The following is a 23,644-nucleotide window of genomic DNA, read 5'->3' as shown; positions in this document are numbered from 1 at the left end:
GGCCCGCACTGGGAGCGGGCCGTCCGTTCTGGAACTCAGGCGTTCCAGGCGAAGGGGGTGTGGACGAGGGCGTTGGTGCCCGGCCCCTGGAGAGCGGGCAGCGCCGTGGCGGGAGCCAGCTCCTCGAAGCCGAACGGTGTGTGGACGAGGGCGTTGGTGCCCGGTCCCTGCAAGGCGGGCAGCGCCGCCGCGGAGGTCAGCTCCTCGAAGCCGAGATCCGTGTTCATGGTTCTCCTTTCGACGGTGAAAACGGTTGTCGTTTTCGGGGAGAACCATAGATCGCCGAATCCGGCCATCGCAAGAGGGGTAAAAGCAGCTTTTATCCTTACTTTCGGCTTGCCTGTGGTGACTGTGGGTAGTCGGCACGGTGATGAAAGGGCCTCGCGAAGGCTCGTGAAATGACGCTTTCGGCCGGGAGGGAATTCTTTCCGGTAGGCCGGTTTTCCCGAATATCCGACCGGATTTTCGCCCACCCGGAAAGGCATTTCGGGTGGCCGGTTACCCGAAGGGCGGTCGGGGCGTTTCGCCAGTTCGCCATGGGCGACTCGGTGGTCGCCGGGCGGTCCGGATCTCGTCTTCGGCGACGCCTCGGCCACTCGGGGGCATCGGGAAACGCGCCTTTCCCCGGCCGGGGGAATTCCCGCCTGGAAAACAGGGCCGGGGCCGTGGAAGGCGGCGGGGAGATCGGCGGCGGTCGGTGTGCGGAGTCGTTCCGCGGGCAGGTCCGTCGAAGGATCTCCTCCACCCGTACGACGCGTCCGCGGGATCACGGTCTCGGGTGGGGGCCGTCCTGGGCGCTCGCGGCGATCCGGGGGTGACCGGCGCGGCGGATGGTCTTCCGCGGTCGTCGCCGAGAGCCTTGTCCCGGGGTTCCCGACGAACTATGGAACGTTCCACATCGACGAGGGGAGACGTCATGGTGAGACACCTGCTCGCCGCCGCGATCCTGGCGGCGGCGACGATGGGCCCGGTGCCCGCGCGGGCCGGCGTTCCGGGGGGCGGCGCGGCCGAGGCCCCCTGGGGGACGATCTCCTACCGGAAGACCGGCGGTTTCGCCGGGATCCGCCAGACGCTCGTCGTCGACGGGAACGGCCTGGCCCGCGGCGGCTCGGCGGGCGCCACCAGGACCTTCAGGCTCACCCCGGCCGAGCTCGGCTCCCTGCGGCAGGGGCTGGACCACATCAGGACGTGGTCGTCCTCCACGGCGGGCTGTGACGTCCCCGACCACTTCACCTACACCCTGGAGTACCACGGCAGGAGCGCCACCCGCTGTCACGAACCGCCCGCCGACTGGCGGCCCGCGGTCGCCCGGCTCGACGAGGTGATCGCCCGGCACGTCACCGCCCCGGCCACCTCCGGAGACTGAGTCCGGGACGGCCGGTCGCGCCCCGCCGTACATGGGGCGCGACTTAGGGGTTATGGGTGATTTGTCGCCAAGAAAAAGGGTTGTCGGAATAGCCGGTTTCTGACACAGTGCCCGCGTGCTTCCCCCCGTCGCGGCCCCTACCCGTCTGTGGACCAGGAACTTCCGCCTCTACTTCGTCGCCCGCATCGTGTCGATGCTGGGCGACGCGATGTTCCCGGTCGCCCTCTCGGTCGCGATGCTCTCCCTCGGCTACGGGGTGAGCGGTGCGGGGTTCGCACTGGCCGCCTGGATGGGGGCCTTCGCCCTCTTCGTGGTGTTCGGCGGAGTGCTGGCGGACCGGTTCCACCCCCGCCCGCTGATGATCGGCTCGGACGCGGCCCGGTTTCTGATCCAGGGCTCGCTCGCGCTCTATCTGGGGCTCGGACATCCGCCGGTGTGGTTCGTCATCGTCACCTCGGTGCTCGGCGGGATGGCGACCGCGATGTTCCAGCCGGGCGTCTCCAGCCTGGTGCCGCAGGTCGCCGCAGACCCGCAGCAGGCCAACGGGGTGCTGAAGGTGAGCGAGGGCCTGTCCACGATGGCCGGTCCCGCCATCGCCGGAACGCTCCTGGCCGTGACCTCGGCGGGCTGGGTGTTCGCCATCGACGCCGCGACCTTCGCCGTCAGCGGGATCTGCCTGGTGGCGCTGCGGCTGCCCGCCTTCGAGGTCGACCGGTCGGCCACGACCCTGCAGAACCTGCGCACCGGCTGGAAGGAGTTCCGCTCCCGGTCCTGGCTGTGGGGGGTCATCCTGATCTGGTGGGTGCTGGGGGTGTTCGTCTGGGGGCCGATCACCCCGCTCGGCGCGGCCTCCATCATCGCCGCGCACGGCAAGGCGGCGTTCGGCTTCGCCGAGGCCGCGTTCGGGGCGGGCTGCGTCCTCGGCGGGCTGGCCGCGCTCAGGCTGCGCCCCTCCCGTCCCCTGTTCGGCGGCGCGGTCGCCATGTTCCTCTTCCCGCTGATGCCGCTGGCGGCGGCGCTGGTCCCCTCCCTGCCGCTGCTCATGCTCGGCTACGGCGTCAGCGGCCTCGGCTGGGCGTTCTGGGGCGTCCAGTGGGCCACGACCGTGCAGACCCACATCCCCGCCGACCGCCTCAACCGGGTGGCGGCCTACGAGATCGCCGGGTCGATCCTGGCCGTCCCGTTCGGCCAGGCGATCGCCGGTCCCGCCAGCGCGCTGTTCGGCATCAGGGACATGCTGCTGGCCGCCGCCGTGATCGCCCTTGGCTGCGCCGCGGCCCTCGTCGTCGCCTGGCCCATCCGCCGCCTGCCCCGCCTCGGCAAGGGGTCCTGAGAGCCGTTCAGAGCAGGTGACGGGCCAGCCCCGCGATCGGGTGCGGCCGCGCCAGCAGCTCGCGCAGGGCGTCGAGCTCGGCGCCCCAGGAGTCCCTGGGGCCGCCGAGGCCCTCGCCCGTCAGGCCCGCCTGCCGTACGGCCCGCTCCCAGATCCTGTCGTCGCCGGTGCCCGCGGCGCCTTCGAGGCCCTCCAGCGCGCTCGGCCCCCCGGCCTCGGTGACCAGCGACGACAGCAGGTGCGGCCAGTTGACGGTCAGCGCCGCGAGCTTGGCGACCTCGGCGTCGGAGGCGGGCGCCGCCCCGGCCAGCGCCCGGCGGTAGGTCAGGAACGAGTAGAACCGGAAGACGTTCACATAGCGCTTGATCTGCCGTGGGTTGGAGAACGTCAGCGCGGGCAGCACGAACTCGATCGCCCGGTAGGCGTTCTCGTCACTGTAGAGGTCGTCGAAGACCCGGTCGGCCGCCTCGCGCGCCGCCGAGGACAGGCCGCCGACCATGTCGCGGCTCTCGACGCCCAGCCTCTCCTGCGCCAGCCTCGCCGCCTCGTCCAGGGTCGTGGCCGTGGGCCGCAGCGCCCAGATCGCCTCCTCAAGACGGCTCACCTGGACCGGGTCCGGCGGCTCCGCCGGGCCGGGCAGCGGGTCGGCGATCGGCGGGTCGGCGGGGGAGCGCGGCGGCGCGACGAACGGTGCGTCCTGCCCCTCCGCGGGGTCGGGCACGCCCAGCAGGGCCCGGACGAAGGCGGGCAGCCGGTCGGCGTCGTCGAGCAGCGGCACACTCAGCGGCAGCTGCACGATCTTCTCCAGGAACCGCCATCCCAGCCCGGCCCCGGAGGCGGGCCTCGCCTCCGTCAGGTCCCGGTAGGCGGCCTCGACGTGCGCGACCACCGCCTCGGGCTCCATCGCCAGCACGAAGACGCAGTTGGGGAACTCACCGGCGAGGAACAGGTTGATCGCCTCGATGACCTGCGCGACCGTCCCCGGCGAACACCGGTCGAGGTCGTCGACGAACACCACGAGCGGCCGTTCCTCGGTGGCGACCAGGTCGAGCACGTGCCGCATGTCCGTCTGCACCAGGTGCAGGAACCCGGTCCTGGACCGGTAGCCGGGGCCGGTCACGGCCTCGGCGAAGAGCCCGCCCGCGTCCCGGGCCAGCGGGTCCGGCCTGCGCACCAGCTCGGCGAAGGCGTTGTCGGCCGACTCGCCGAAGAACCGCGCCAGCCGTACGGCTCCCGCCCCGAGCACACCGGCCGAGCCCACGGTGCCGACGGCGGCGGCGAGGTGCCGGATCATCTCTCCGGCGGCGGGCAGCAGCGCCGAGGCCGCCAGCAGCGCGCCGGTCAGCACGAGCCCGGCGACCAGGCAGAGGGCGGGCGGCGCGAGCCGGGTCAGCGCCAGCCGGTAGGCGCGCCGCCGGACCGCCTCCCTGTCGATCCTGGCCAGGTTGAGCCGCAGCCAGAAACGCTCCCGTTCCGCCCTCGGCAGCCGCTCGGTGACCTGGCTGATGATCTCGTGGGCGAGCCCGGCCCAGACCTGCTCGCCGTTCTGGTACATCCAGGGGTTGAACCAGACGGTCGGGCGCCAGTCGGCCTGCCGTACGGGAAGGTGGCCGGGTTCCGCGCGCACCGCGCCCTCCCCGTCCTCCGCCCGGCGCCGTCCCGCGTGGGCGAGCACCTCGGCGTTGGTCGGCGTCCTGCCCGCACGGGCGCCGGGCGGGCCGATTCCCGGCAGGTGGATCCTCGCCGGGGTGTTCCCCGCGGCCCCCGGGTCCAGCAGGTCCTGGATCATCCGCATCAGGGAGGTCTTGCCCGCCCCCCACGGCCCCTTGACGCCGATGGTGAGCGGGGGCCGGGTCTCCGGGTGCCTGACGAACGCGGCCACGGCCTCCGCGTAGAGCCGGTGCCCGAGCTGGTCCTGCGTGGTCCACCGGTCGGCCGTCAGCCGGGCCCTCGGCGGTACGGCCCGCAGCCCCGCCCGTCTGCGGCGCAGCAGCGCGGAGGTCTGCGCGCGCTCGGCGGGCGTCAGCCGTGAGTAGCCGAAGGCCCGCACGTCCGGGTGGGCGAACGTGGTGCGCTCGCCGAGCAGCCCCCACCGGCCGAGCTCGGACGCGTCGCCGAAGACCTCCTCGACCGACTCGTCCTCGGCCAGCAGCGAGGCCACCCGCAGCAGCCGTCTGCCCGCCTCGCTCAGGTGCAGCTCGTAGACGCGCCTGACGACCTCGAACCCCGACGCGGGCGCCACGGCGCCGCCGAGTCCCGCGGCGGCCCGCGCGAGGGCGGCGGGGACGGCCCGGGCCGGGCCGGGACCGCCGGTCAGCGGGACGTCGGCCACGGCGCCGTAGGCGATCAGGATGGGGACGCGGGCGGCGCAGGCCGCCGCGTAGCGCTCCAGGGCGTAGGCGTGCAGCTCGCCGACGGTGATCACGCCGTCGCCGTCGAGGTCGGCGGCCCTGGTCGCCAGCCCCTCCGCGATCACGTCCGTCAGGCTCCGCGCGGGCCCCCTCGGCGCCTCGCCGACCTTCAGCGTCAGTGTCAGGGCCGCCGCGGCCATCCTGGGCTCACCGGCGACCGCGAGCCGCCGCACGGGGGAGGCCGTCTCCTCCAGGGCGCTCCAGCCGAAGTCGACGACCAGCAGCACGGCCGTGGCCAGTGACCGGCCGACCCGCCTGCCGAACGCGCCGATCATGGCTCCCAGCTGCCTGGACGTCCAGCCGCCGTCCGAGGGCAGCCGGATCAGCAGCAGGTCGTCCTCCCTGGCCGAACCCAGGAACTCCCACACCCGCTCGCCGTCCCACCGCGCGCCCCGGCCGTACTCGGCCTCGACGGCGAAGCCCTCGGCGCGCAGCGCGCCCGCCAGGCGGGCGTCGGGACGCGCGGGGGCCTCCTGAGAGGAGGGGTCCGGCGCGTCGAGAAGGACCAGGGCCCGGCGGCCTCCCTCGGCGGGAACGGCCCGGGCCGCCGGATCGGCGAACGTGAGTCCCTCGCTCAACGGTGCCCCCGCTCTGACGACGGTGTGATCTCCACTGTGAACGCCCGGGTGGCGGTGATCGGGGACATCGGGCATGAAACGCCCGGTTTTGGGAAACGCTTGCTCTCCGGTTTCCGCAAAGTTTGAGCGGGGGGAGTCGCCCTGTTCACGTGGGTCCGATCGACTGGCCGCCTACCGTGAAGGTGACGAGGAGGAGCGATGCTTCGCCGTACGTTCGTGCGCACCGGGGAGCCCGCGCCGGGAACGGCCTTCGCGGGACCTCTGCGGTGGGGCGCCGCCGGCGCGGACGCCTCTCGCGGCGGCCTGGCCGTGCTGTCCGGCCCGTACGGCCCGCCGAGGCCCCCGGACGCCAACGGGGTCGTGCTGCCCGAGGGCTTCTCCAGCCGGGTCGTCGCCCGCACCGGCCACCGGGTCGGCGGGGTGCTCTGGCACCCGGCCCCCGGCGACGGCGCCTGCTTCCCCGACGGGGACGGCTGGGTCTACGTGTCCAACTCGGAGATCCCGCTGCTCGGCGGCGCGACCGCCATCAGGTTCCGGCCCGACGGGAGCGTGCACGGCGCCTACCGCGTGCTGTCGGGGACCGACCTCAACCGCGCCGGGGCCGCGACCCCGTGGAAGACCTGGCTCTCGTGCGAGGAGACCGCGCGCGGGCAGGTCTTCGAGTGCGACCCGTACGGCGTGCGCGCCGCGATGCCGCGCCTGGCCATGGGCCGCTTCAGGCACGCGGGCGCGGCCTGCGACCCGGTCAACCGGGTGGTCTACCTGACGGAGGACGAACCGGACGGCTGCCTCTACCGGTTCGTCCCCGCCTGCTGGGGAGACCTGACGACCGGCAGGCTGGAGGTGCTCTGCGTCCTGCCGGACGACGGTTCGACGGCCTGGCGGCGGGTGCCCAACCCCGCCGCGCTGCTTGAGGCGACCCGCCACCAGGTGGACGCGGCCCACAGGTTCCAGGGGGGAGGCGCCTGCCACTACTCGGCCGGGGTGTGCCTGTTCGCCAGCGGCGACGACGGACGGGTCTGGGCCTACGACACCCTGCGGGAACGGCTCGAAACCGTCGAGACCGCGGAGGCCGGGGACCTCATGGAACTTGTCCTGGCCGGTCCCGGGCGGACGGCCGCCCCTTTCCTGCGGGTCGAGGGGCACCCCGGTTCGGAGATCACCGGCCCCGCCCTCTCCCCGGACGGCGCCCGCCTGTACTTCTCCTCCCAGCGCGGCCGCCGGGACGACGCCGCGGGCACCGACGGCGTCACCTACGAGATCACCGGCCCCTTCCCCCGCTGACGGCCCGGTGGAACCGCACCGTCGCCTCCTTCCCCGTGGATGCCCGGATCCCCTCCATAAAATACCTATCAAAATAGAAGGAATTACTACGGGAAGGGGCCGGCTAAAGGTCCATGACCCAGGTCTCCTCGACGACGCCGCCCATGGTGTGCTCCTCGACCCGCTCGAAGCCCGCCGTGCGGTAGATCCGCCGGGCGTCGGTCAGCACGTCCCTGGTGCACAGCATGATCCGCCGGTAGCCCGCCTCGCCCGCGAAGCGCAGGCACTCGTCGACGAGCCGCCCGCCGATGCCCATCCCCCTGGCGGAGGGCTCGACGAGCAGCAGCCTGAGCTGGGCCGTCTCGTCGTCCCTGCGGACGCAGAAGACGCAGCCGACCCGGTCGCCGTCGACCTCCGCGATCCACGAGGCCTCCCGCCTCGGGTCGTACTTCTCCGCGTAGTCGGCCACGAGCCTGGCGACCCTGGCCTCGAAGCACAGGCCCCAGCCGAACTCCTGGCTGTAGAGCACCCCGTGCCGCTGCACGACCCAGCCCAGATCCCCCGGCCGGGGCGGACGGATGACGTACGGCGCCGCGCTCCTGTTCCTGGAGAGGATCTCCCTGATCGTCGTCATGCTCGCGGCGAGCCGGTCACGCTCCTCCTCGGTCAGTCCTTCGAGCAGGTCCCGGACCTGCGCGGCCGAACGCTCGTCGACGTTCGTGAACGCGATCCTGCCCGCCTCGGTCAGCGCGACGATCTGCCGCCTGGCGTCGGCGGGCGAGCGCTCACGGGTGACCAGCCCGTCGGTCTCGAAGCGCCCCAGCATCCGGCTGAGGTAGCCGGAGTCGAGTTCGAGCAGCCGCCGCAGCTCGCCGGTCTCCATGCGGTCCCGCAGGTTGAGCTCGCACAGGACCCTCACCTCCGTGAGGGAGTAGGGGGTGTTGACCATGTCCCGGTGGAGAGCGCCGATGACCTCGTTGTAGAAGTGGTTGAACGCGCGTATCCGCGCGACGAGGTTCTCCATGGTTGACACGATCAACTTTCCCGTTGTCCAGGTCAATGAAGGCCCCCGCGAGGGGCATGGAGCCACGAGCGGGACAGGGGATCGCATCCGGGAAAAGCCGGGTGCCCAGGGGCCGAGTCGCTGCGCTAAGTTCGCAGACTGGCCGAGAACGGTTGAAGATTTCGGGCGGCCCGGGCCGCCCGACCCAGTGACGGGAGCATGATGGCTGAGGTCGCGTACATCGGCGGATACACCCCCGACACCGGGGGATCGGGCACGGGGATCACCGTGGTCGAGCTGGGCAGTCTCACCAGGCTCGGCACCACGCCCGCCAGCGGGCCCTCCTTCCTCGCGGTCCACCCCCGCCTCCCGATCCTGTACACCGTCGGGGAGAGCGAGCGCGGCACCGTCGGCGTCTACGCCCTCGGCGAGGGCGCCCCCACGCCCCTCGGGCAGCGGCCGAGCGGCGGCTCCTTCCCCTGCCACCTGTCCGTCGACCCGTCGGGGAGGCTGCTCGCGGTGGCCAACTACGGCGACGGCACGGTGAGCGTGCACCGTGTCGGGGCCGCGGGCCTGCTGACCGAGCTGTGCTCCTTCCCCTACCGGGACGGCTCCCACGCCCACCAGACGGTCTTCGGCGCCGACGGCGTCCTCTACGTGCCCGATCTGGGCGCCGACGAGGTGCGCCGCTACCTCACCGACCCGGACGACGACAGGGTCGTCCCCCACCCCGACGGCCCGGTACGGCTCGCGCCGGGCATGGGTCCCCGGCACATGACCCGTTTCGCGGACCACTGGTACGTGGCAGGGGAGCTCGACGGCACGGTCCGTGTCTACGACGACGCCTGGAACGAGGTGGCCGCGGCCCCGTCCAGCTCGGCGCCGGGTACGAACTATCCCTCCCACCTTGAGGTCTCCGGCGGGTTCCTCTACGTCGCCAACCGGGGCCCGGACACGGTCTCCGTCCTGTCCCCGCACACCCTGGAGCCGGTCGCCGAGGTCGCCTGCGGCGGGTCGTGGCCCAGGCACTTCGCCATCGCCGACAACCGGATGTACGTGGCCAACCAGCGTTCCGACGGCGTCGCCGTGCTGGTGCTCAAGGACGGCGTCCCGCAGCCCGACCCCGTGGTGTTCGCCACCGGGACCCCCGCGTGCGTGCTCACCCTGCCCTGAAAGTCGCCCTGAGACCGTCCTGAGGAGCCCTGGAACGTCCTGGGGCGCGTGCGGACCAAGATCCGGCCAAGTCCCCGGACGATCACGGACAGGCCTCCCCGGTGGGGAGGGTTCCCGTGATCATGCTGGATGTCATGTTCCGAGCGTTCACTCATCTGACGGTCACACTGGCTGTGATCACCACGGTCGCGGCGGTCGCCGGGTGCGCCCCGGCGACCGGCACCGCGGCCGGCACTGTGTCCGGCACCGCGGCTGTGGCCCCTGATCTCCCCGGCGCCCCGGCCGGTGGCGGGGCGCTGTCCGTGAAGGGCTCACCCGCGGCGGCCGGGGCGGCCCTGGAGGGCACGGCGCCCACGGCGACGGCTACGGAGCCGAACCCGACCGTGGCCGAGAACGCCAAGCCGGGCGACCCGCTCTGGCAGGCCACCCCCAGGGGCGGCGAGCATGAGATCGAGGGCTACGCCGACAAGGTGAGCGTGCTGCCCGGCCAGACCTTCCGGCTGCGCGTGTCCACCACGGCCGCCCACTACACCGCGACCGCCTTCAGGATGGGCTGGTACGGCGGCGCCGGGGCCAGGAGGGTCTGGCGGTCGGACAAGCTGCCGGGGACGGTCCAGGAGCCCGCCAGGACGATCCCCGGGACCCGCACGGTCACCGCGGCCCACTGGAGGCCCGGCCCGGTCGTCGACACCGCGGACTGGCCGGAGGGCTCCTACCTGATCCGCCTTGAGGCCTCGACCGGCGGCAGGCGGTTCGTCCCGATCACGGTGCGGTCGGCCTCGACCGAGGGACGCCTGGTCCTCGTCAACGGCGTCACCACCTGGCAGGCCTACAACCTCTGGGGCGGGCGCAGCCTCTACCAGGGGCCGGGCGGCTTCGAGGACAGGTCGACGGCCGTCAGCTTCGACCGTCCCTACGACACCTCGGGCGCCAGGCTGTTCCTCGACATGGAGCGCCCCGCGATCGAGGTGGCCGAGCACAGCGGAGCCCCGCTGGCCTACATCACCAGCCTCGAACTGGAGGACGACCCGCACATCCTCGACGGGGCCAGGGGACTGGTCTCCCTCGGGCACGACGAGTACTGGTCGGCCGGCATGCGCCGTACGGTCGAGGACGCGCGGGACCAGGGCGTCAACCTCGCCTTCCTCGGCGCGAACGCCGTCTACTGGCGCATCCGCTTCGCCTCGACGCCGCTCGGCCCCAACCGCCTGGTCATCTGCCACAAGGACGGCAGGGTCGACCCGACCACCGACCGCTGGCGGGTGACCGAGCCGGAGAGCTCACTGACCGGCCCGATGTACACCTGCTTCCCGGCGGAGGCGACCTACGTGGTCCACACCCCCGACAGCTGGGTCTTCGAGGGGACCGGCGTACGGCGCGGCACCTCCTTCCCCGGCCTGGCGGGGGTGGAGACCGACGAGGTGCTGCCCACGATGCCGCTGCCGCGCCCGATGGAGGTCCTGTCCGTCTCCCCGGTCGACTGCAGCGGCAGGCCGACGACGGCGCACAGCGCCTACTACACCGCGCCGAGCGGCGCGGGCGTGTTCAGCACGGGCACGATGCGCTGGGTCTGCGCGATGCGCGGCTCCGCCTGCGGCCACGGCGTCACCGACCGGGCCGGGGCCTTCGTCCGCGCCGCGACGACGAACGTGCTGCGGGCCTTCGCCGAGGGCCCGGCGGCCCTCAGGCACCCGGCCAGGGACAACCTCGCCGCGCTCGGCCTGAACCCGGTACGGAGGGCCGGGGACCAGGTCCGGGACCGCGCCCGCGACGCCGCGAAGAACCGCGTGCCGATGAGCCGCTGGAAGCGCCACCGGGCCGGGCACCGCCCCGCCGCGCGCGGCGCCCGGCACGACCGGCACCGGTTCACGCCCAGGAACGGGCACGGCCGACGGCCTTGAGCCAGCGGGCGTAGGCCGCCTCGGCGGCCTCGTGAGCCTTCTCGTCCCGCCCGGCGGGCTCGAAGCGCCGGTCCAGGGTCCACGTCTCGCGCAGTTCCTCCGCGCAGGACCAGACACCGGTGCCGAGCCCGGCCAGGAAGGCCGCCCCGAGCGCGGTGGTCTCCTGGACCGCGGGCCGTTCGACCGGCACACCGAGCTGGGCGGCCTGCGTCTCCATGAGCAGGTCGTTGCCGCTGGCCCCGCCGTCGGCCTTCAACGAGGGCATCAGCAGGCCCGCCGAGCCCGTCATGACCTCGACGACGTCGCGCACCTCGAACGCGATCGCCTCAAGCGTCGCCCTGGCCAGGTGGGCGGCGGTCGTGCCCCGGGTGAGGCCGAGGATCGCGCCCCGGGCGTCCGGGTCCCAGTACGGCGCGCCGAGCCCGGTCAGCGCGGGCACGAAGACCACGCCGCCGCTGTCGGGGACCGTACGGGCCAGCGCCTCCGACTCCGGCGCGTGGCCGATCAGCCCGAGCCCGTCGCGGAGCCACTGCACGGCGGCCCCGGTGACGAAGATCGAACCCTCCAGGGCGTAGGTGATCTCACCGGAGGGCGACTGCCACGCCACGGTCGTCAGCAGCCCCCCGCCCGGCCGTACCGGCTTGGAGCCGGTGTTGATCAGCACGAACGACCCCGTGCCGTAGGTGCACTTGACGTCGCCGGGGGAGAAGCACGCCTGACCGAACAGCGCCGCCTGCTGGTCGCCCGCCATGCCGCCGATCGGCAGGCGGAGACCGAGGAAGGCGTCCGGGTCGGTCACACCGATCACCCCGTGGTTGGGGACGATCTCCGGCAGGGCCTCGCGCGGCACCCCGAAGAACCCGCACAGCTCCGCCGACCACCCACCGGCCTCCAGGTCGTACAGCAGCGTGCGGGAGGCGTTGGAGGCGTCGGTCACGTGCCGGGCGCCGCCGGTCAGCCGCGCGACCAGATAGGAGTCGACGGTGCCGACGACGGCCTCGCCGGACAGCACCCGCGCCCAGGAGCGGGGGTCGTTCTCGGCGATCCAGGTGAGCTTGGTCGCGGTGAAGTACGGGTCGAGCCGAAGCCCGGTCAGCGCGCTGACGCGGGGCTCGTGCCCGGCCTGGCGCAGCCGCGCGCAGATCCCCGCGCTACGGCGGTCCTGCCAGACGATCGCCGGGCGCGGCGCGGCGAGGGTGTCCGAATCCCACACCACCGCGGTCTCGCGCTGGTTGGTGATCCCCACACATGTCGGCCTCGTGCCCGTCCTCTCCAACGCCATACCACAGGCCGCCAGGGTCGCCCGCCAGATTTCCCCGGGATCGTGTTCGACCCATCCCGGTTCTGGGAAGTACTGAGGGAACTCCTGGTAGCCGCGGGAGTCGACCCGGCCGTCCTCGGTCACGACCAGCGCGGTGACCCCGGTCGTCCCGGCGTCGATGGCGAGAACCGACATATGAGGGACTCCTTCGATTTGGTCTAGACCATTGGCGTGTCGGCAGGCAGAATGCGTTGCGTCGGCGTCCGAAAATCCCTCGACCGCCGGCCGCGTCACCCCATTTAAGTCTGGCCGTCTTGCCTCGGAACCACCACCGGAGGATGCCATGCGTATTGGAGTGCTTACCGGGGGCGGCGACTGCCCCGGCCTCAACGCCGTTATCCGCGCCGCAGTGCGCAAGGGCGTGAGTGTCTACGGTCACGAGTTCGTCGGTTTCCGTGACGGGTGGCGAGGGCCGCTCGAAGGCGAGACCATGCCGTTGGACGTCCAGGCGGTCCGTGGCATCCTGCCACGCGGCGGGACGATCCTCGGCTCGTCGCGGACCAACCCGATCAAGATCGACGGCGGTGTCGAGCGAATCAAGGACAACCTCGCCGCCACCGGGGTCGACGCGCTCATCGCCATCGGCGGCGAGGACACCCTCGGCGTCGCCAAGCAGCTCTTCGACAAGGACGTCAACGTCGTCGGAGTGCCCAAGACCATCGACAACGACCTCAACGCGACCGACTACACCTTCGGCTTCGACACCGCGGTCAACATCGCGACCGAGGCGATCGACCGGCTGCACACCACCGCCGAGTCCCATCACCGTGCCCTGATCTGCGAGGTCATGGGCCGTCACGCGGGCTGGATCGCCCTGCACGCGGGCATGGCGGGCGGGGCGAACGTCATCCTCATTCCGGAGAAGCCCTTCGACATCGACCGGGTCTGCGCCTATGTGGAGTCACGCTTCAAGACCCGTTACGCGCCGATCATCGTGGTCGCGGAGGGCGCGCACCCGATCGAGGGGCAGATGACCCTGCAGGCGAACGAACTCGACTCCTTCGGGCACGTCCGCCTCGGCGGCATCGGCGAGATGCTCGCCAAGGAGATCGAGAAGCGCACCGGCAAGGAGGCCAGGACCACGGTCCTCGGGCACATCCAGCGCGGCGGCACACCCACGGCCTTCGACCGGGTGCTGGCCACCCGGTTCGGGCTGCACGCCATCGACGCGGTGCACGAGGGGCGCTTCGGGACCATGGTCGCGCTGCGTGGCACGGACGTGGTCACCGTCGGCCTCGACGAGGCGACCAGAGAGCTGAAGACCGTGCCGGTCAGCCGTTACGAGGAGGCCGAGGTCTTCTTCGGCTGACGGGCCGGGAAACCGGCGGGATCGACGGGCGGCGCACCGGTGACGGGGCGCCGCCCACGCCTTGTATCGGCCTGCAAACGTTCTGCAACCCCCCGGGCATACCGTCGGGCCGCGGATGCGCGACGATCCGCTACCTCTCCATGTACGGCTTGCGCCTCAGCAGCGGCCCGTCCGGGCGCAAGCCGTACATCACCTGTCCTGGGCGTCGAACAGGGAGGGACGTCGCTGCTCGGCGGGGGCGTTCTGCCCGGCGTTCCGCACGGTGTTCTGCCCGGTGTTCTGCGCGGCGGGGGCGCTCGCCGCGGCCGCGGTCGCGGCGTGACGCGCGGTGGTGCGGCGGTTCTCCAGCTGGGCCAGCAGTTCGGCGTCCGTACGCATCTCCTGCTCGGAGGGCGCCAGGATGACGGCGAGCAGCAGGCCCAGCGTCAGCAGGCTGACCGCTCCCAGGACCGGCAGCATGAAGTCGATGCCGCGCGCGCCGTCGACGGGCGTCAGGGAGATGCGGGGGCGCACCTCCATCGCGAACATCCCGACGTAGTGCATGCCGCACACCGCGACACCCATGATGAGGGCCGCGCCCGCGGTGGCGAGCGTCCCGTCCGTCTTGACGCTGAACCAGAGCGCCACGGTCGAGGCGACCATGGCGATGACGACCGACAGGGCGATCAGCGTCACGTCGTAGTAGACGGTCGCCGACATGTTCATCGCGGACACGCCGAGATAGTGCATCCCGGCCACGCCGACTCCGGTGACCATGCCGCTGACCACCAGCCGGGACGCGCTGTAGTTCTTCGAGGAGACCAGGAAGAGCCCGCCGCCGACGATGACGACCGCCAGGAGCATGGAGACGCTCGTCAGGAGCACGTCGTAGCGGATGGGGTTGCCGCCGACCGTGAAGCCCATCATGGCGACGAAGTGCATGACCCAGATGCCGGTGCCCCCGATGGAGAGGGCTCCTCCGACCAGCCAGCGCGCCCGCGCGGGCCCGGTCGCGGCCCGTGCCTTGGCGGTGAGCGCCAGGCCCAGCATGCACCCGATGGTCGAGACGATATAGGCCGCGATGGGGGTGACCAGGCCATATGAGAAGTGGTCTACGTGGGACATGTTCCAATTTCTGAGTCAGTGGGTGATTTGTTGGATTATGGCAGTTGTTGGTCGTTGTGCGTAAAAGAGGGGGTTTCGCGGAAGAGAAGGGAGGGTTGCGGGTGGCGATAAGGTCCAGGAGTGACGGGGATCGAGGGTCCGTTCTGGCGGGTCATCGCGGTCTTCCGCGTCGCCTCCCTGGTCTACGCGGTCCTGTTGCTGCTGCGCGCGGGCGGATACGCCCACCCGGTGACCGGCTGGCTGGTGATCTGCGTCATGGCGCTGTGGAGCGCGGTGGCGACCTTCGCCTACTCCTCACCCGAGCTGCGCGGCCGTACGCTGCTGGCCGCCGACATGGTCGTGACGCTCGGCTGCCTGCTGGCCACCCCGCTGGTCCAGGGCGCCTACCGGACGGGGAGCCTGCCGGTGACCGGCACCTGGATGGGCGGCGCCGTACTGGCCTGGGGCGTGTACGGCGGGCGCCGCGCCGGGGCGGTCGCGGCCCTGGTCGTCTCAGTGGCCGACCTGTGGCTGCACGACCTGCGCGGATCCGGTGTCGGCTTCGAGAACCTGCCGATCAACGGCAGCGTGCTGCTCTTCCTCGCCGGGGTCCTGGTGGGGCACGTCGCCCAGCTCGCCAGGAGGGCCGAGGCGCGCCTGCAACGGGCCATCGAGATCGAGGCCGCGGGGCGCGAGCGGGACAGGATCGCCAGGGACATCCACGACTCGGTGCTGCAGGTGCTGGCGCTGGTCCAGCGCAGGGGCCAGGAGATCGGCGGGGAGGCCGCCGAGCTGGGCAGGCTCGCGGGCGAGCAGGAGGCCGCGCTGCGCGAGCTCGTCAGGCTCCGCCCTGAGCCGCCCCGCGACGGCGTCGCCGACCTGCGCGTCCTGCTCCAGGCGTACGGCTCGGCCTCGGTGACCGTCTCGGTCCCCGCGACCCCCATGTCCCTGCCCGAGACCGTCGCGAGGGAGCTGGCCGCGGCGGTCGGCGCCGCCCTGGACAACGTGGCGGGGCACTGCGGCCCACACGCCCCCGCCTGGGTCTTCGCCGAGAGCGACGACGGCCTGATCACCGTCACGGTCAGGGACGAGGGGCCGGGCATCCCCGCCGGACGCCTTGAGGAGGCCGCCGCGGCCGGGCGGCTCGGCGTCGCCCAGTCCATCAAGGGCCGCGTCACCGATTTGGGCGGCACGGTCACGATCATATCGTCCCCCGGCGAGGGGACGGAGATCGAGATGTCCGTCCCCGTCCGGTCTAGGCTTGGCGGATGCGCGTGATGGTGGTTGACGACCACCCGATGTGGCGGGACGGCGTGGCCAGGGACCTCACCGAGGCGGGATACGAGGTCGTGGCGACGGTCGGCGAGGGCGCCCAGGCGCTCAGGGCCGCGGCTGCGGTCAGGCCCGAACTGGTCGTCCTCGACCTGCGGCTGCCGGACCTGTCCGGGGTCGAGGTGGCCAGGCGGCTGGCGGCGCACGACCCCCAGCCCCGCATCCTGGTGCTGTCGGCCAGCGGCGAGCAGGAGGACGTGCTTGAGGCGGTCAAGGCGGGCGCCTCCGGATACCTGCTCAAGTCGGCGAGCAGGCAGGAGTTCCTCGACGCGGTCAGCCGTACCGCGCAGGGCGACGCGGTCTTCACCCCGGGCCTGGCCGGGCTCGTGCTGGGGGAGTACCGCAGGCTGGCCGCCCAGCCGGTCCCCGCGGACGGCCCCCGGCTGACCGAGCGGGAGACGCAGGTGCTCCGCCTGGTCGCCAAGGGACTGTCCTACCGGCAGATCGCCGAGCGTCTGGTCCTGTCGCACAGGACCGTGCAGAACCACGTCCAGAACACCCTGAACAAGCTCCAGCTGCACAACCGGGCCCAGCTGATCCGTTACGCCATCGAGAGGGGGCTCGACGGTCCCGGGGGCGACTAAAGTGAGTTGTCTTTATCAGGTAACGCGCGACACTTGGCGTTGTGGCGCGGTCCTGAGGGCTCCCGCCGCGTGACGGCGGTGCCGTGCGCCCCTTTTCCCCTCGAAGTTCCACCGGAGGTTACGCCATGACGATGTCGGCCTTGGGCGAGCCCTGCGTTCTGCTCAAACTGGGCGAGGTCGTCCTCAAGGGAAACAACCGCGAGCTCTTCGAACGCACCCTGCAGTCCAACATCAAGGCCTCCGTCAAGGACCTGGACTTCAAGGTCGATCTGCGGCAGCGCCACGGAGTCATCGCGCTCTTCCTGCCGGAGGGTTCGGGGGTCGAACGGGCCGAAGCGGTCGCCGAGCGCGTCGGGAACGTGCCCGGCCTGGTCTGGATCCACCGCGCGTGGCGGGTCGCCAAGGACCCCTCTGCGGTCACCAAGGCGGCGATCGAACTGCTCGCCGACCGGGAGGACGTCCGGCGAGGCGTCTCCTTCGCGGTCCGCTCACGCCGTCGCGACAAGCGCTTCCCGCTGACCTCGATGCAGCTCGACCGGACCGTGGGCGGCGAGCTCAACGACATCTACGGCCTGCCGGTAGACCTGAAGAACCCGCAGCTCGTGGTCTCCATCGAGGTCGACCGTGACGAGGTCTTCGTCTTCACCGGCGGGCAGCCGGGCCAGGGCGGGCTGCCGGTCGGCACCAGCGGCAGGGGCCTGGTGCTGATGTCCGGCGGCATCGACTCCCCGGTCGCGGCCTACCGGATGATGCGCCGGGGCCTGCGGGTGGACTTCCTGCACTTCTCCGGCATCCCGTTCACCACCTCGGAGTCGATCTACAAGGCGTACGCCCTGGCCAGGGCGCTGGACAAGTTCCAGGGCAGGTCCCGCCTGTGGGTCGTCCCCTTCGGCAAGGCCCAGCAGTCCATCAAGGCCTCGGGCCAGGAGCGGCTGGCGGTCATCTCCCAGCGGCGCCTGATGCTCAAGACCGCGGAGGAGATCGCCCGCCGCCTCAGGGCCGGGGCGCTGGTCACCGGCGACTCGCTGGGACAGGTCTCCTCCCAGACGCTGCAGAACATCACCGCCCAGGACGACGCGGTCGACATGCCGATCCTGCGCCCGCTCATCGGCCTCGACAAGACGGAGATCATGGCGGAGGCCCGCCGCATCGGCACCCTGCAGATCTCCGAGCTGCCCGACGAGGACTGCTGCACGCTCCTGGCGCCCCGCAGGGCGGAGACCGCCGCCAAGATCGCCGATCTGAAGCAGATCGAGCGACGCCTGGACGCCGAGGAGCTCGCCGTGCAGCTGGCCGGTTCCCTGCAGGAGTACAAGCTGCAGGTGTGAGACCTCAGACGGGCTTGAAGGGGTCGTGCTCCGTCAGGAGCTTCTCCAGCCGCGCCCGGTCGACGCGGCTGGTGACGTCGGTCAGTTCCTGACGGTCGCGCACGCACTTGGCCAGGGTGAAGGCCGAGGTGACGACGTACAGGACGCCGATGCCGAGGAAGGCGCGAACCCAGGCCTCGACCGGGAGGTAGGCGACTCCGATGGCGACCGCCGAGACGGAGACGCAGAAGGACAGGACCGACTGGATGTAGAAGGCGCCGGTGTGCCGTGGCTGGATCGTCTTGGTCATGCCCCAACGATCCCCGGCCGCCGGCCGTGACGCCTGGGTGTTCCTACTTAATTACCGGTGAGTACGATGCTACTGGCGAGTACGGCCCACGGGCCGGGCCGTACTCGCCGGTGGTCGTCAGGCGGTGGCGAGGGCGTCGCCGGTCGCCGTCTTGCCGAGCAGCGGGGGCAGGGCGCGCATCACCTCGGAGAGCTCCTCAAGATCACTATGGACCAGTGCCTGCGGGCCGTCGCACAGGGCCAGCTCGGGCTGCGGGTGCACATCGATGATCACTCCGTCCGCCCCGACGGCGATGGCCGCCCGGGTCAGCGGGAGCACAAGGTCACGCCGTCCGCCCGAGTGGGACGGGTCGATGATGACCGGCAGGTGGGAAAGCCGCTGGGCCACCGGAACCGCGGAGACGTCAAGGGTGTTGCGGGTGGCCGTCTCGAAGGTGCGGATGCCGCGCTCGCACAGCACGATGTCGAGGTTGCCGCGCTGGGCGATGTACTCGGCCGCCATCAGCCACTCCTCGATGGTGGCGTTCATGCCGCGCTTGAGCATGACCGGCTTGCCGATCCCGCCGACCGCCTGCAGCAGCGCGAAGTTCTGCGCGTTGCGGGTGCCGATCTGCAACATGTCCGCGTAGGAGGCGACAAGTTCGACGTCGTGGGCGTCCACGACCTCGGTCACGATGGGCAGCCCGGTCTGCTCGCGCACGTCGGCGAGGATGCGCAGGCCCGCCTCGCCCAGTCCCTGGAAGGCGTAGGGGGAGGTGCGGGGCTTGTAGGCGCCCCCGCGCAGCAGGGTCGCACCCGCGGCCTTGGCCATGAGCGCCGCGTCGAGCGTCTGCTGCGGCGTCTCGACCGCGCACGGGCCGGCGATCAGGGTGACCAGGCCCGGCCCGATCGGCACGCCGCCGACCCTGACCGTGGAGCGCTCGGGGTGGTTGTCCCGGCTGACGAGCTTGTAGGGGGCCGTCACCCTCATCACCTCGGCGACTCCGCGCATGCCCTTCAGGTTGAGCGCGCCGAACTGCTCCACGTCGCCCACGAGGCCGATGATCGTACGGCTGACGCCACGGCTGACGAAGGCGTCGCCGCCCGCAGTGCCGATGATCTCCACGATCGCCTCGATGTCGCCCTGTGTGGCGTCGGGGCCCATGACGATGACCATGTCTCTCCTTCGCTGATCCGGTGGAAGTTCCGGGAAAACGAAAGGCCCCGAGTCCGTTGTCCGGACCCGGGGCCTTCACGTTCGCCTGGCTGTCTAGCGCAGCATCTGGAGGCGAACGGTCCGACCCACGGGTCCGTCGCCATACCAAAACCAGAACGCAGTACGCATCGCGGGCAATAGTAGCGCACCGCCGGGAGGCGACGGCGAGGGGCCGGGGAACCATGGCGGGCCCGTGAACGCCGGGTGACACCGGCGACGCGTTAGCGGGTGGCCGCCGCGAGGGCGGTGGACGCACGATGGCAGGATTGCCCCGAGTGATCGGGGCGCGACGGCGAGGGGAGTGACGGTGGAGCAGCCCGAACCTCCGGGGGAGGATGCGCGCCTGCCTCCCGGCCAGTACGTTCCCCGGGGCTATCCGGTGATCCACTACGGGAGGGTGCCCACCTTCCGGCCCGCCTCCTGGCGGCTGCAGGTGATGGGGGCCACGGCCTCCGGGGAGCCGCACGGCTTCACCTGGCCCGAGTTCTCCGAGCTGCCCCGCACCACCGTCGTCGCGGACTTCCACTGTGTCACCAAGTTCTCGGTCATGGGGAACGAGTGGCGCGGCGTCTCGGCCGCCACGCTGATGGAGCTGGTCCCTCCGGCCCCCGAGGTCAGGCACGTCATGATCTGGGCCGAGTACGGCTACAGCGCCAACGTGCGGATGAGCGACTTCGCCCGCGACCACACGCTGTTCGCCCTCGAACTCGGCGACAAGCCGATCACCCCGGAACGCGGCTTCCCCGTCCGCGCCCTGGTTCCCCACCTCTACGCCTGGAAGAGCGTCAAGTGGGTGCGCGCCATCGAGTACCTCGTGGAGGACAGGCGCGGCTTCTGGGAGGAGCGCGGTTACCACAACGTCGCCGATCCGTGGCGGGAGCAGCGCTACTCCTATCAGGAGGAACCGGGTGAAGGGCCGCCGTGATCGGCGTTCTTGCCTGATTGACAGGCGGGTTTGACTACGGTTTCCCGCATGTCGACCAGTGTCTGGGCGCTGCTCTGCGCCGTCAGGACTCTCCTGGGATTCGTTGTGCCGGGCCGTACCCCCGTCTTCCCCCGGCGCGCGGGCGGCTCACCGGACGAGGCCACCTTCGCGACCCTGCACGTCGCCGCGCTGGCGGCCCCCTCCCTGCGCGCGGGCCTGACGCGCGACTCGGCCCGCAAGACGATCAGGCACCTGCGCGCCCTGCTGGGCGCGGGCGCCATCGCGGTGACGGACGTGGACGGCGTGCTCGCCTGGGACGGCGAGGTGGACTGCCAGCGTGAGCACGCCCCGGGCCACGCCCGTGCGGTCCTGGCCTCGGGCAGGCCGCGTGTGGTGACCGGGCACGCCCTGTCCTGCGACGTCCCCGGATGTACGATCAGAGGGGCGGTCGTCGTCCCGCTCACCGTGGACAGACGGGTCGTCGGAGCGCTGGCCGCCTACGACTCGGCCGTCGGCCCCTCACTGGTCAGGACCGTCACCGAGGTCGCCCGCTGGGTGTCGTGCCAGCTCGAACTGGCCGAGCTGGACTCCTCACGGCGGCGTGCGATGGAGGCGGAGACCCGGGCCCTGCGGGCGCAGATCTCCCCGCACTTCATCTACAACTCGCTGACCACCATCGCCTCGTTCGTCCGCACGGACCCGGAGCGGGCCCGCGAGCTGCTGATGGACTTCGCCGACTTCACGAGATACGCCCTGCGCCGTGAGCGTGACTTCACCACCCTCGCCGACGAGCTGCACTGCGTCGACCGCTACCTGCTGCTGGAGCGCGCCAGGTTCGGGGAACGGCTCCGTTTCACCGTCAGGGTGGCCCCGGAGGTGCTCTCGGTCCCGGTGCCGTTCCTGTGCCTGCAGCCGCTCGTCGAGAACGCCATCAAGCACGGCATGGGCGAGACCGGGGGGTGTGGTGAGGTGCGGGTGCTGGCCTCGGACGCGGGCTCCGAGGCGCACGTCAGCGTTGAGGACGACGGACTCGGCATGGACCCGGAGCGGGCCAGGCTGCTGCTGGGCGACGACTCGCGGAACGAACGGGGTGAGGGCGGGATAGGCCTGGCCAACGTGGACGTACGGCTGCGCCACATCTACGGCGAGGACTACGGGCTCGTCGTGGAGACCGCGCCCGGCGCGGGCACCAAGGTGCGGCTGCGCCTTCCCAAGCTCTCCTGCCGGGCATAGCTAATTGTAGTCATCTCGTTACGCTAAGTTTCCTCTTCCCTTGCGGGAAGGCGGCCGTAGCGGGCAGCGTGGGGCCATGTTGAGAGTCCTGGCTGTCGACGACGAGGTCCCCGCGCTGGAGGAACTGGCCTACCTCCTGCGTCAGGACCCCCGCATCGAGCACGTCTTCACCGCCTCGGGAGGGGTGAACGCGCTGCAGGACATGGTCCAGATGATCGGGGCGGGCGAACGGCTCGACGGAGTCTTCCTCGACATCAGGATGCCCGGCCTCGACGGCCTCGACATGGCCCGTCTCATCGGCGGTTTCCCCAACCCGCCCCGGCTGGTGTTCGTCACGGCGCACGAGGACTGCGCCGTCCAGGCCTTCGAGCTTGAGGCGGTCGACTACCTCCTCAAGCCCGTCAGGCCCGACCGGCTGGCGGAGGCCGTACGGCGTCTCGAATGCGCCGCGCAGGCGTCGGAAGGACCGGAGATCGACGACGTCATCCCGGTCGAACTCGGCGGCAGGACCAGGTTCGTCCCCCAGCAGGCGGTCAGGTTCGCCAAGGCGAAGGGCGACTACGTGCGGCTGCACACCGTCGACGGCGACTACCTGGTGCGCATGTCGCTGGCCGCGCTCGAACGCCGCTGGGCCTCCTCCGGTTTCATACGTGTGCACCGCAGCACGCTGGTCTCCGCGCGGCACGTGAGCGAACTGCACTTCGACGGCGGCCGGGTGACACTGCGGGTGGGCGCGGAGACGCTGCCCGTCAGCCGCCGCCACACCCGCCGGGTCAGGGAGCGGCTCGTCCGTCAGCTCCAGGACCGTCCGGCCTCCCAGGGGACGCTCGGTTGATGTTTGTCAGGCGCTGCCTGACGGTATAGGCTCGCGGCGATGCTTGTCAGGGTGGGCCTGACAGCCATACGCGTGGAGGGCCGTATGCCCGTGACGTCTTTCGCCGAGCAGGAGATCCACTGCTCCTTCTGCGCCAAGCCGAAGACCGAGGTGGAGAAGGTGATCGCCGGTCCCGGCGTCTACATCTGCAACGAGTGCGTCGACCTCTGCGTCGCGATCCTCGCCGAGACCCGGACGTCCACGGCCGAGCAGGGCGAGCCGGAGAAGCCGGAGGAGGAGGTCCCCGGCATCCCCTGGCCCGAGGGCATGACCGAGGAGGAGATCCTCGCCCACCTGCCCCGCGTCGCGGCGGCGAGCGCCAGGGTCGAGGGCGACCTGCGGGCCTGGATCGAACGGCTGCGCGGGCGCGGGGTCACCTGGGCCAGGATCGGTGCCGCCCTGGGCATGACGCGTCAGTCGGCCTGGGAGCGCTTCTCCGGCGAGGAGTGACCCCTCGCGGGCCGGGGTGGTCCGGCCACGAGGTATCGTAATTGCGAAAATTCGCAATTACGTAGGTGTGTCCCCCCGGGTCGCGCCGCGACCGAAGGGATGACGTGAGTACGGCTTTCGCCGCGGCGATCAGAGAACGGGCGCGCCAGGCCTGGCAGGCCCTGCAGCAGGCCCGTGAGGACGACGACGTGCACGCCGGCCTGGCGGCCAAGAACGAGTGGGAGGACGTCCGGCGTCTGGCCCGCGAACACGGAGTGAGCCTCGACCTCGGCCCCCAGGCCGAGGAGGAGGCGGACTCGTGATGTCGGTACCGCTGTACGAGGCCAAGGCGGAGCTGTTCCGGCTGCTGGGGCACCCGGTGCGCATCCGGGTGCTGGAGCTGCTGCAGGACGGCCCCAGGCCGGTACGGCAACTGCTGGCCGAGATCGAGGTCGAGCCGACCGGCCTGTCCCAGCACCTGGCGGTGCTGCGCCGTTCCGGGCTGGTCACCGCGCAGCGCGAGGGCAGCACCGTGGTCTACGCGCTGGCCGGTGGGCGCGTCGCGGGCCTGCTGCGGGCGGCGCGCGAACTCCTGACGGAGAAGCTGACCGGGCAGAACGAACTGCTCGACGAACTGCTGCGGGACAGGGCGGGGAGCGGCACGTCGTGAACACGGTGGTTTCGCCGGGTGGCCGCCTGCGCGCGCTGCTGCCCG

At 71.6% G+C, this 23,644-nt stretch carries 22 protein-coding genes; 15 read left to right on the top strand and 7 right to left on the bottom strand.

What is annotated here, in order from left to right:
- Positions 1-35 precede the first annotated feature (35 nt).
- On the bottom strand, positions 36-227 hold the full coding sequence (locus tag ACFOYY_RS14250; RefSeq protein WP_362910458.1) for a streptamidine-related RiPP repeat protein: 192 nt from the start codon (positions 225-227) through the stop codon (positions 36-38).
- 689 nt (positions 228-916) lie between these two features.
- Here ACFOYY_RS14250 and ACFOYY_RS14245 point away from each other — a divergent pair.
- On the top strand, positions 917-1,366 hold the full coding sequence (locus ACFOYY_RS14245; protein ID WP_386190008.1) for a hypothetical protein: 450 nt from the start codon (positions 917-919) through the stop codon (positions 1,364-1,366).
- Positions 1,367-1,481: 115 nt separating this feature from the next.
- A complete protein-coding gene (locus tag ACFOYY_RS14240) occupies positions 1,482-2,699 on the top strand; it encodes an MFS transporter (RefSeq protein ID WP_386190007.1) in 1,218 nt (405 codons plus the stop codon).
- Positions 2,700-2,706: 7 nt separating this feature from the next.
- On the opposite strand, the gene ACFOYY_RS14235 is transcribed toward ACFOYY_RS14240, so the two are convergent.
- Positions 2,707-5,688, bottom strand: coding sequence for a KAP family P-loop NTPase fold protein (locus ACFOYY_RS14235; protein WP_386190006.1), 2,982 nt, complete (start codon positions 5,686-5,688; stop codon positions 2,707-2,709).
- A gap of 198 nt (positions 5,689-5,886) precedes the next feature.
- On the opposite strand from ACFOYY_RS14235, the gene ACFOYY_RS14230 reads away from it, so the two are divergent.
- Positions 5,887-6,972 carry an alkaline phosphatase PhoX gene (locus tag ACFOYY_RS14230; protein WP_386190005.1) on the top strand — a complete coding sequence of 362 codons (1,086 nt, stop codon included), beginning with the start codon at positions 5,887-5,889 and terminating at the stop codon, positions 6,970-6,972.
- A gap of 103 nt (positions 6,973-7,075) precedes the next feature.
- On the opposite strand, the gene ACFOYY_RS14225 is transcribed toward ACFOYY_RS14230, so the two are convergent.
- Positions 7,076-7,975 carry a bifunctional helix-turn-helix transcriptional regulator/GNAT family N-acetyltransferase gene (locus tag ACFOYY_RS14225; RefSeq protein WP_362778675.1) on the bottom strand — a complete coding sequence of 300 codons (900 nt, stop codon included), beginning with the start codon at positions 7,973-7,975 and terminating at the stop codon, positions 7,076-7,078.
- A gap of 201 nt (positions 7,976-8,176) precedes the next feature.
- Between ACFOYY_RS14225 and ACFOYY_RS14220 the strand changes: the two genes are divergently transcribed.
- Both ACFOYY_RS14220 and ACFOYY_RS14215 read left to right on the top strand, forming a co-directional pair.
- The gene (locus ACFOYY_RS14220) at positions 8,177-9,127 is read left to right on the top strand and encodes a lactonase family protein (RefSeq protein WP_362778673.1); all 951 of its coding nucleotides are present in this window, start codon (positions 8,177-8,179) and stop codon (positions 9,125-9,127) included.
- 134 nt (positions 9,128-9,261) lie between these two features.
- Positions 9,262-11,028: a N,N-dimethylformamidase beta subunit family domain-containing protein gene (locus ACFOYY_RS14215; protein WP_386190004.1), complete on the top strand. Its 1,767-nt coding sequence runs from the start codon at positions 9,262-9,264 to the stop codon at positions 11,026-11,028.
- Here the strand turns inward: ACFOYY_RS14215 and glpK are convergent.
- Entirely contained in the window at positions 10,994-12,484 is a 1,491-nt protein-coding gene (gene glpK, locus ACFOYY_RS14210) for a glycerol kinase GlpK (RefSeq protein WP_386190003.1), read from the bottom strand. The genes ACFOYY_RS14215 and glpK overlap by 35 nt on opposite strands.
- Positions 12,485-12,632: 148 nt before the next feature.
- Between glpK and ACFOYY_RS14205 the strand changes: the two genes are divergently transcribed.
- Positions 12,633-13,658 carry a 6-phosphofructokinase gene (locus tag ACFOYY_RS14205; protein ID WP_352008912.1) on the top strand — a complete coding sequence of 342 codons (1,026 nt, stop codon included), beginning with the start codon at positions 12,633-12,635 and terminating at the stop codon, positions 13,656-13,658.
- Between the two features lie 189 nt (positions 13,659-13,847).
- On the opposite strand, the gene ACFOYY_RS14200 is transcribed toward ACFOYY_RS14205, so the two are convergent.
- Positions 13,848-14,762: an MHYT domain-containing protein gene (locus tag ACFOYY_RS14200; RefSeq protein WP_386190002.1), complete on the bottom strand. Its 915-nt coding sequence runs from the start codon at positions 14,760-14,762 to the stop codon at positions 13,848-13,850.
- A gap of 120 nt (positions 14,763-14,882) precedes the next feature.
- Here ACFOYY_RS14200 and macS point away from each other — a divergent pair, with 120 nt between their 5' ends.
- The 3 genes from macS to thiI all read left to right on the top strand — a co-directional run bounded on the left by macS (position 14,883) and on the right by thiI (position 17,985).
- On the top strand, positions 14,883-16,019 hold the full coding sequence (gene macS / locus ACFOYY_RS14195) for a MacS family sensor histidine kinase (RefSeq protein WP_386190001.1): 1,137 nt from the start codon (positions 14,883-14,885) through the stop codon (positions 16,017-16,019).
- On the top strand, positions 16,019-16,657 hold the full coding sequence (locus ACFOYY_RS14190; RefSeq protein ID WP_352009455.1) for a response regulator transcription factor: 639 nt from the start codon (positions 16,019-16,021) through the stop codon (positions 16,655-16,657). Before macS ends, ACFOYY_RS14190 begins: the two co-directional genes overlap by 1 nt.
- A gap of 125 nt (positions 16,658-16,782) precedes the next feature.
- On the top strand, positions 16,783-17,985 hold the full coding sequence (gene thiI, locus ACFOYY_RS14185; RefSeq protein WP_386190000.1) for a tRNA uracil 4-sulfurtransferase ThiI: 1,203 nt from the start codon (positions 16,783-16,785) through the stop codon (positions 17,983-17,985).
- 4 nt (positions 17,986-17,989) lie between these two features.
- Here the strand turns inward: thiI and ACFOYY_RS14180 are convergent, their stop codons facing one another.
- Together ACFOYY_RS14180 and aroF are read right to left on the bottom strand one after the other, a co-directional pair.
- Positions 17,990-18,274 carry a YiaA/YiaB family inner membrane protein gene (locus ACFOYY_RS14180; RefSeq protein WP_184714681.1) on the bottom strand — a complete coding sequence of 95 codons (285 nt, stop codon included), beginning with the start codon at positions 18,272-18,274 and terminating at the stop codon, positions 17,990-17,992.
- 117 nt (positions 18,275-18,391) lie between these two features.
- Entirely contained in the window at positions 18,392-19,429 is a 1,038-nt protein-coding gene (aroF, locus tag ACFOYY_RS14175) for a 3-deoxy-7-phosphoheptulonate synthase (RefSeq protein ID WP_386189999.1), read from the bottom strand.
- A gap of 346 nt (positions 19,430-19,775) precedes the next feature.
- On the opposite strand from aroF, the gene ACFOYY_RS14170 reads away from it, so the two are divergent.
- The 6 genes from ACFOYY_RS14170 (at position 19,776) to ACFOYY_RS14145 (ending at position 23,599) form a co-directional block, all read left to right on the top strand.
- Entirely contained in the window at positions 19,776-20,393 is a 618-nt protein-coding gene (locus ACFOYY_RS14170) for a molybdopterin-dependent oxidoreductase (RefSeq protein ID WP_386189998.1), read from the top strand.
- Positions 20,394-20,441: 48 nt separating this feature from the next.
- On the top strand, positions 20,442-21,626 hold the full coding sequence (locus ACFOYY_RS14165; RefSeq protein ID WP_386189997.1) for a histidine kinase: 1,185 nt from the start codon (positions 20,442-20,444) through the stop codon (positions 21,624-21,626).
- A 76-nt stretch (positions 21,627-21,702) separates the two neighbouring features.
- Complete coding sequence (locus ACFOYY_RS14160; protein ID WP_352008919.1) at positions 21,703-22,461, top strand: LytR/AlgR family response regulator transcription factor; 759 nt, start codon at positions 21,703-21,705, stop codon at positions 22,459-22,461.
- Positions 22,462-22,545: 84 nt separating this feature from the next.
- A complete protein-coding gene (locus ACFOYY_RS14155) occupies positions 22,546-22,950 on the top strand; it encodes a ClpX C4-type zinc finger protein (protein WP_386189996.1) in 405 nt (134 codons plus the stop codon).
- Between the two features lie 104 nt (positions 22,951-23,054).
- Positions 23,055-23,252 carry a hypothetical protein gene (locus ACFOYY_RS14150; protein WP_352008920.1) on the top strand — a complete coding sequence of 66 codons (198 nt, stop codon included), beginning with the start codon at positions 23,055-23,057 and terminating at the stop codon, positions 23,250-23,252.
- On the top strand, positions 23,252-23,599 hold the full coding sequence (locus ACFOYY_RS14145; RefSeq protein ID WP_352008921.1) for an ArsR/SmtB family transcription factor: 348 nt from the start codon (positions 23,252-23,254) through the stop codon (positions 23,597-23,599). Before ACFOYY_RS14150 ends, ACFOYY_RS14145 begins: the two co-directional genes overlap by 1 nt.
- Positions 23,600-23,644 lie beyond the last annotated feature (45 nt).

Origin of the sequence: Streptosporangium jomthongense (genome assembly GCF_042650425.1) — a bacterium.
In the GTDB taxonomy this organism is placed as follows: Bacteria; Actinomycetota; Actinomycetes; order Streptosporangiales; family Streptosporangiaceae; genus Streptosporangium.
The sequence above is the reverse complement of the archived record's forward strand: the minus strand, read 5'-3'. Positions and strand labels throughout refer to the sequence as shown.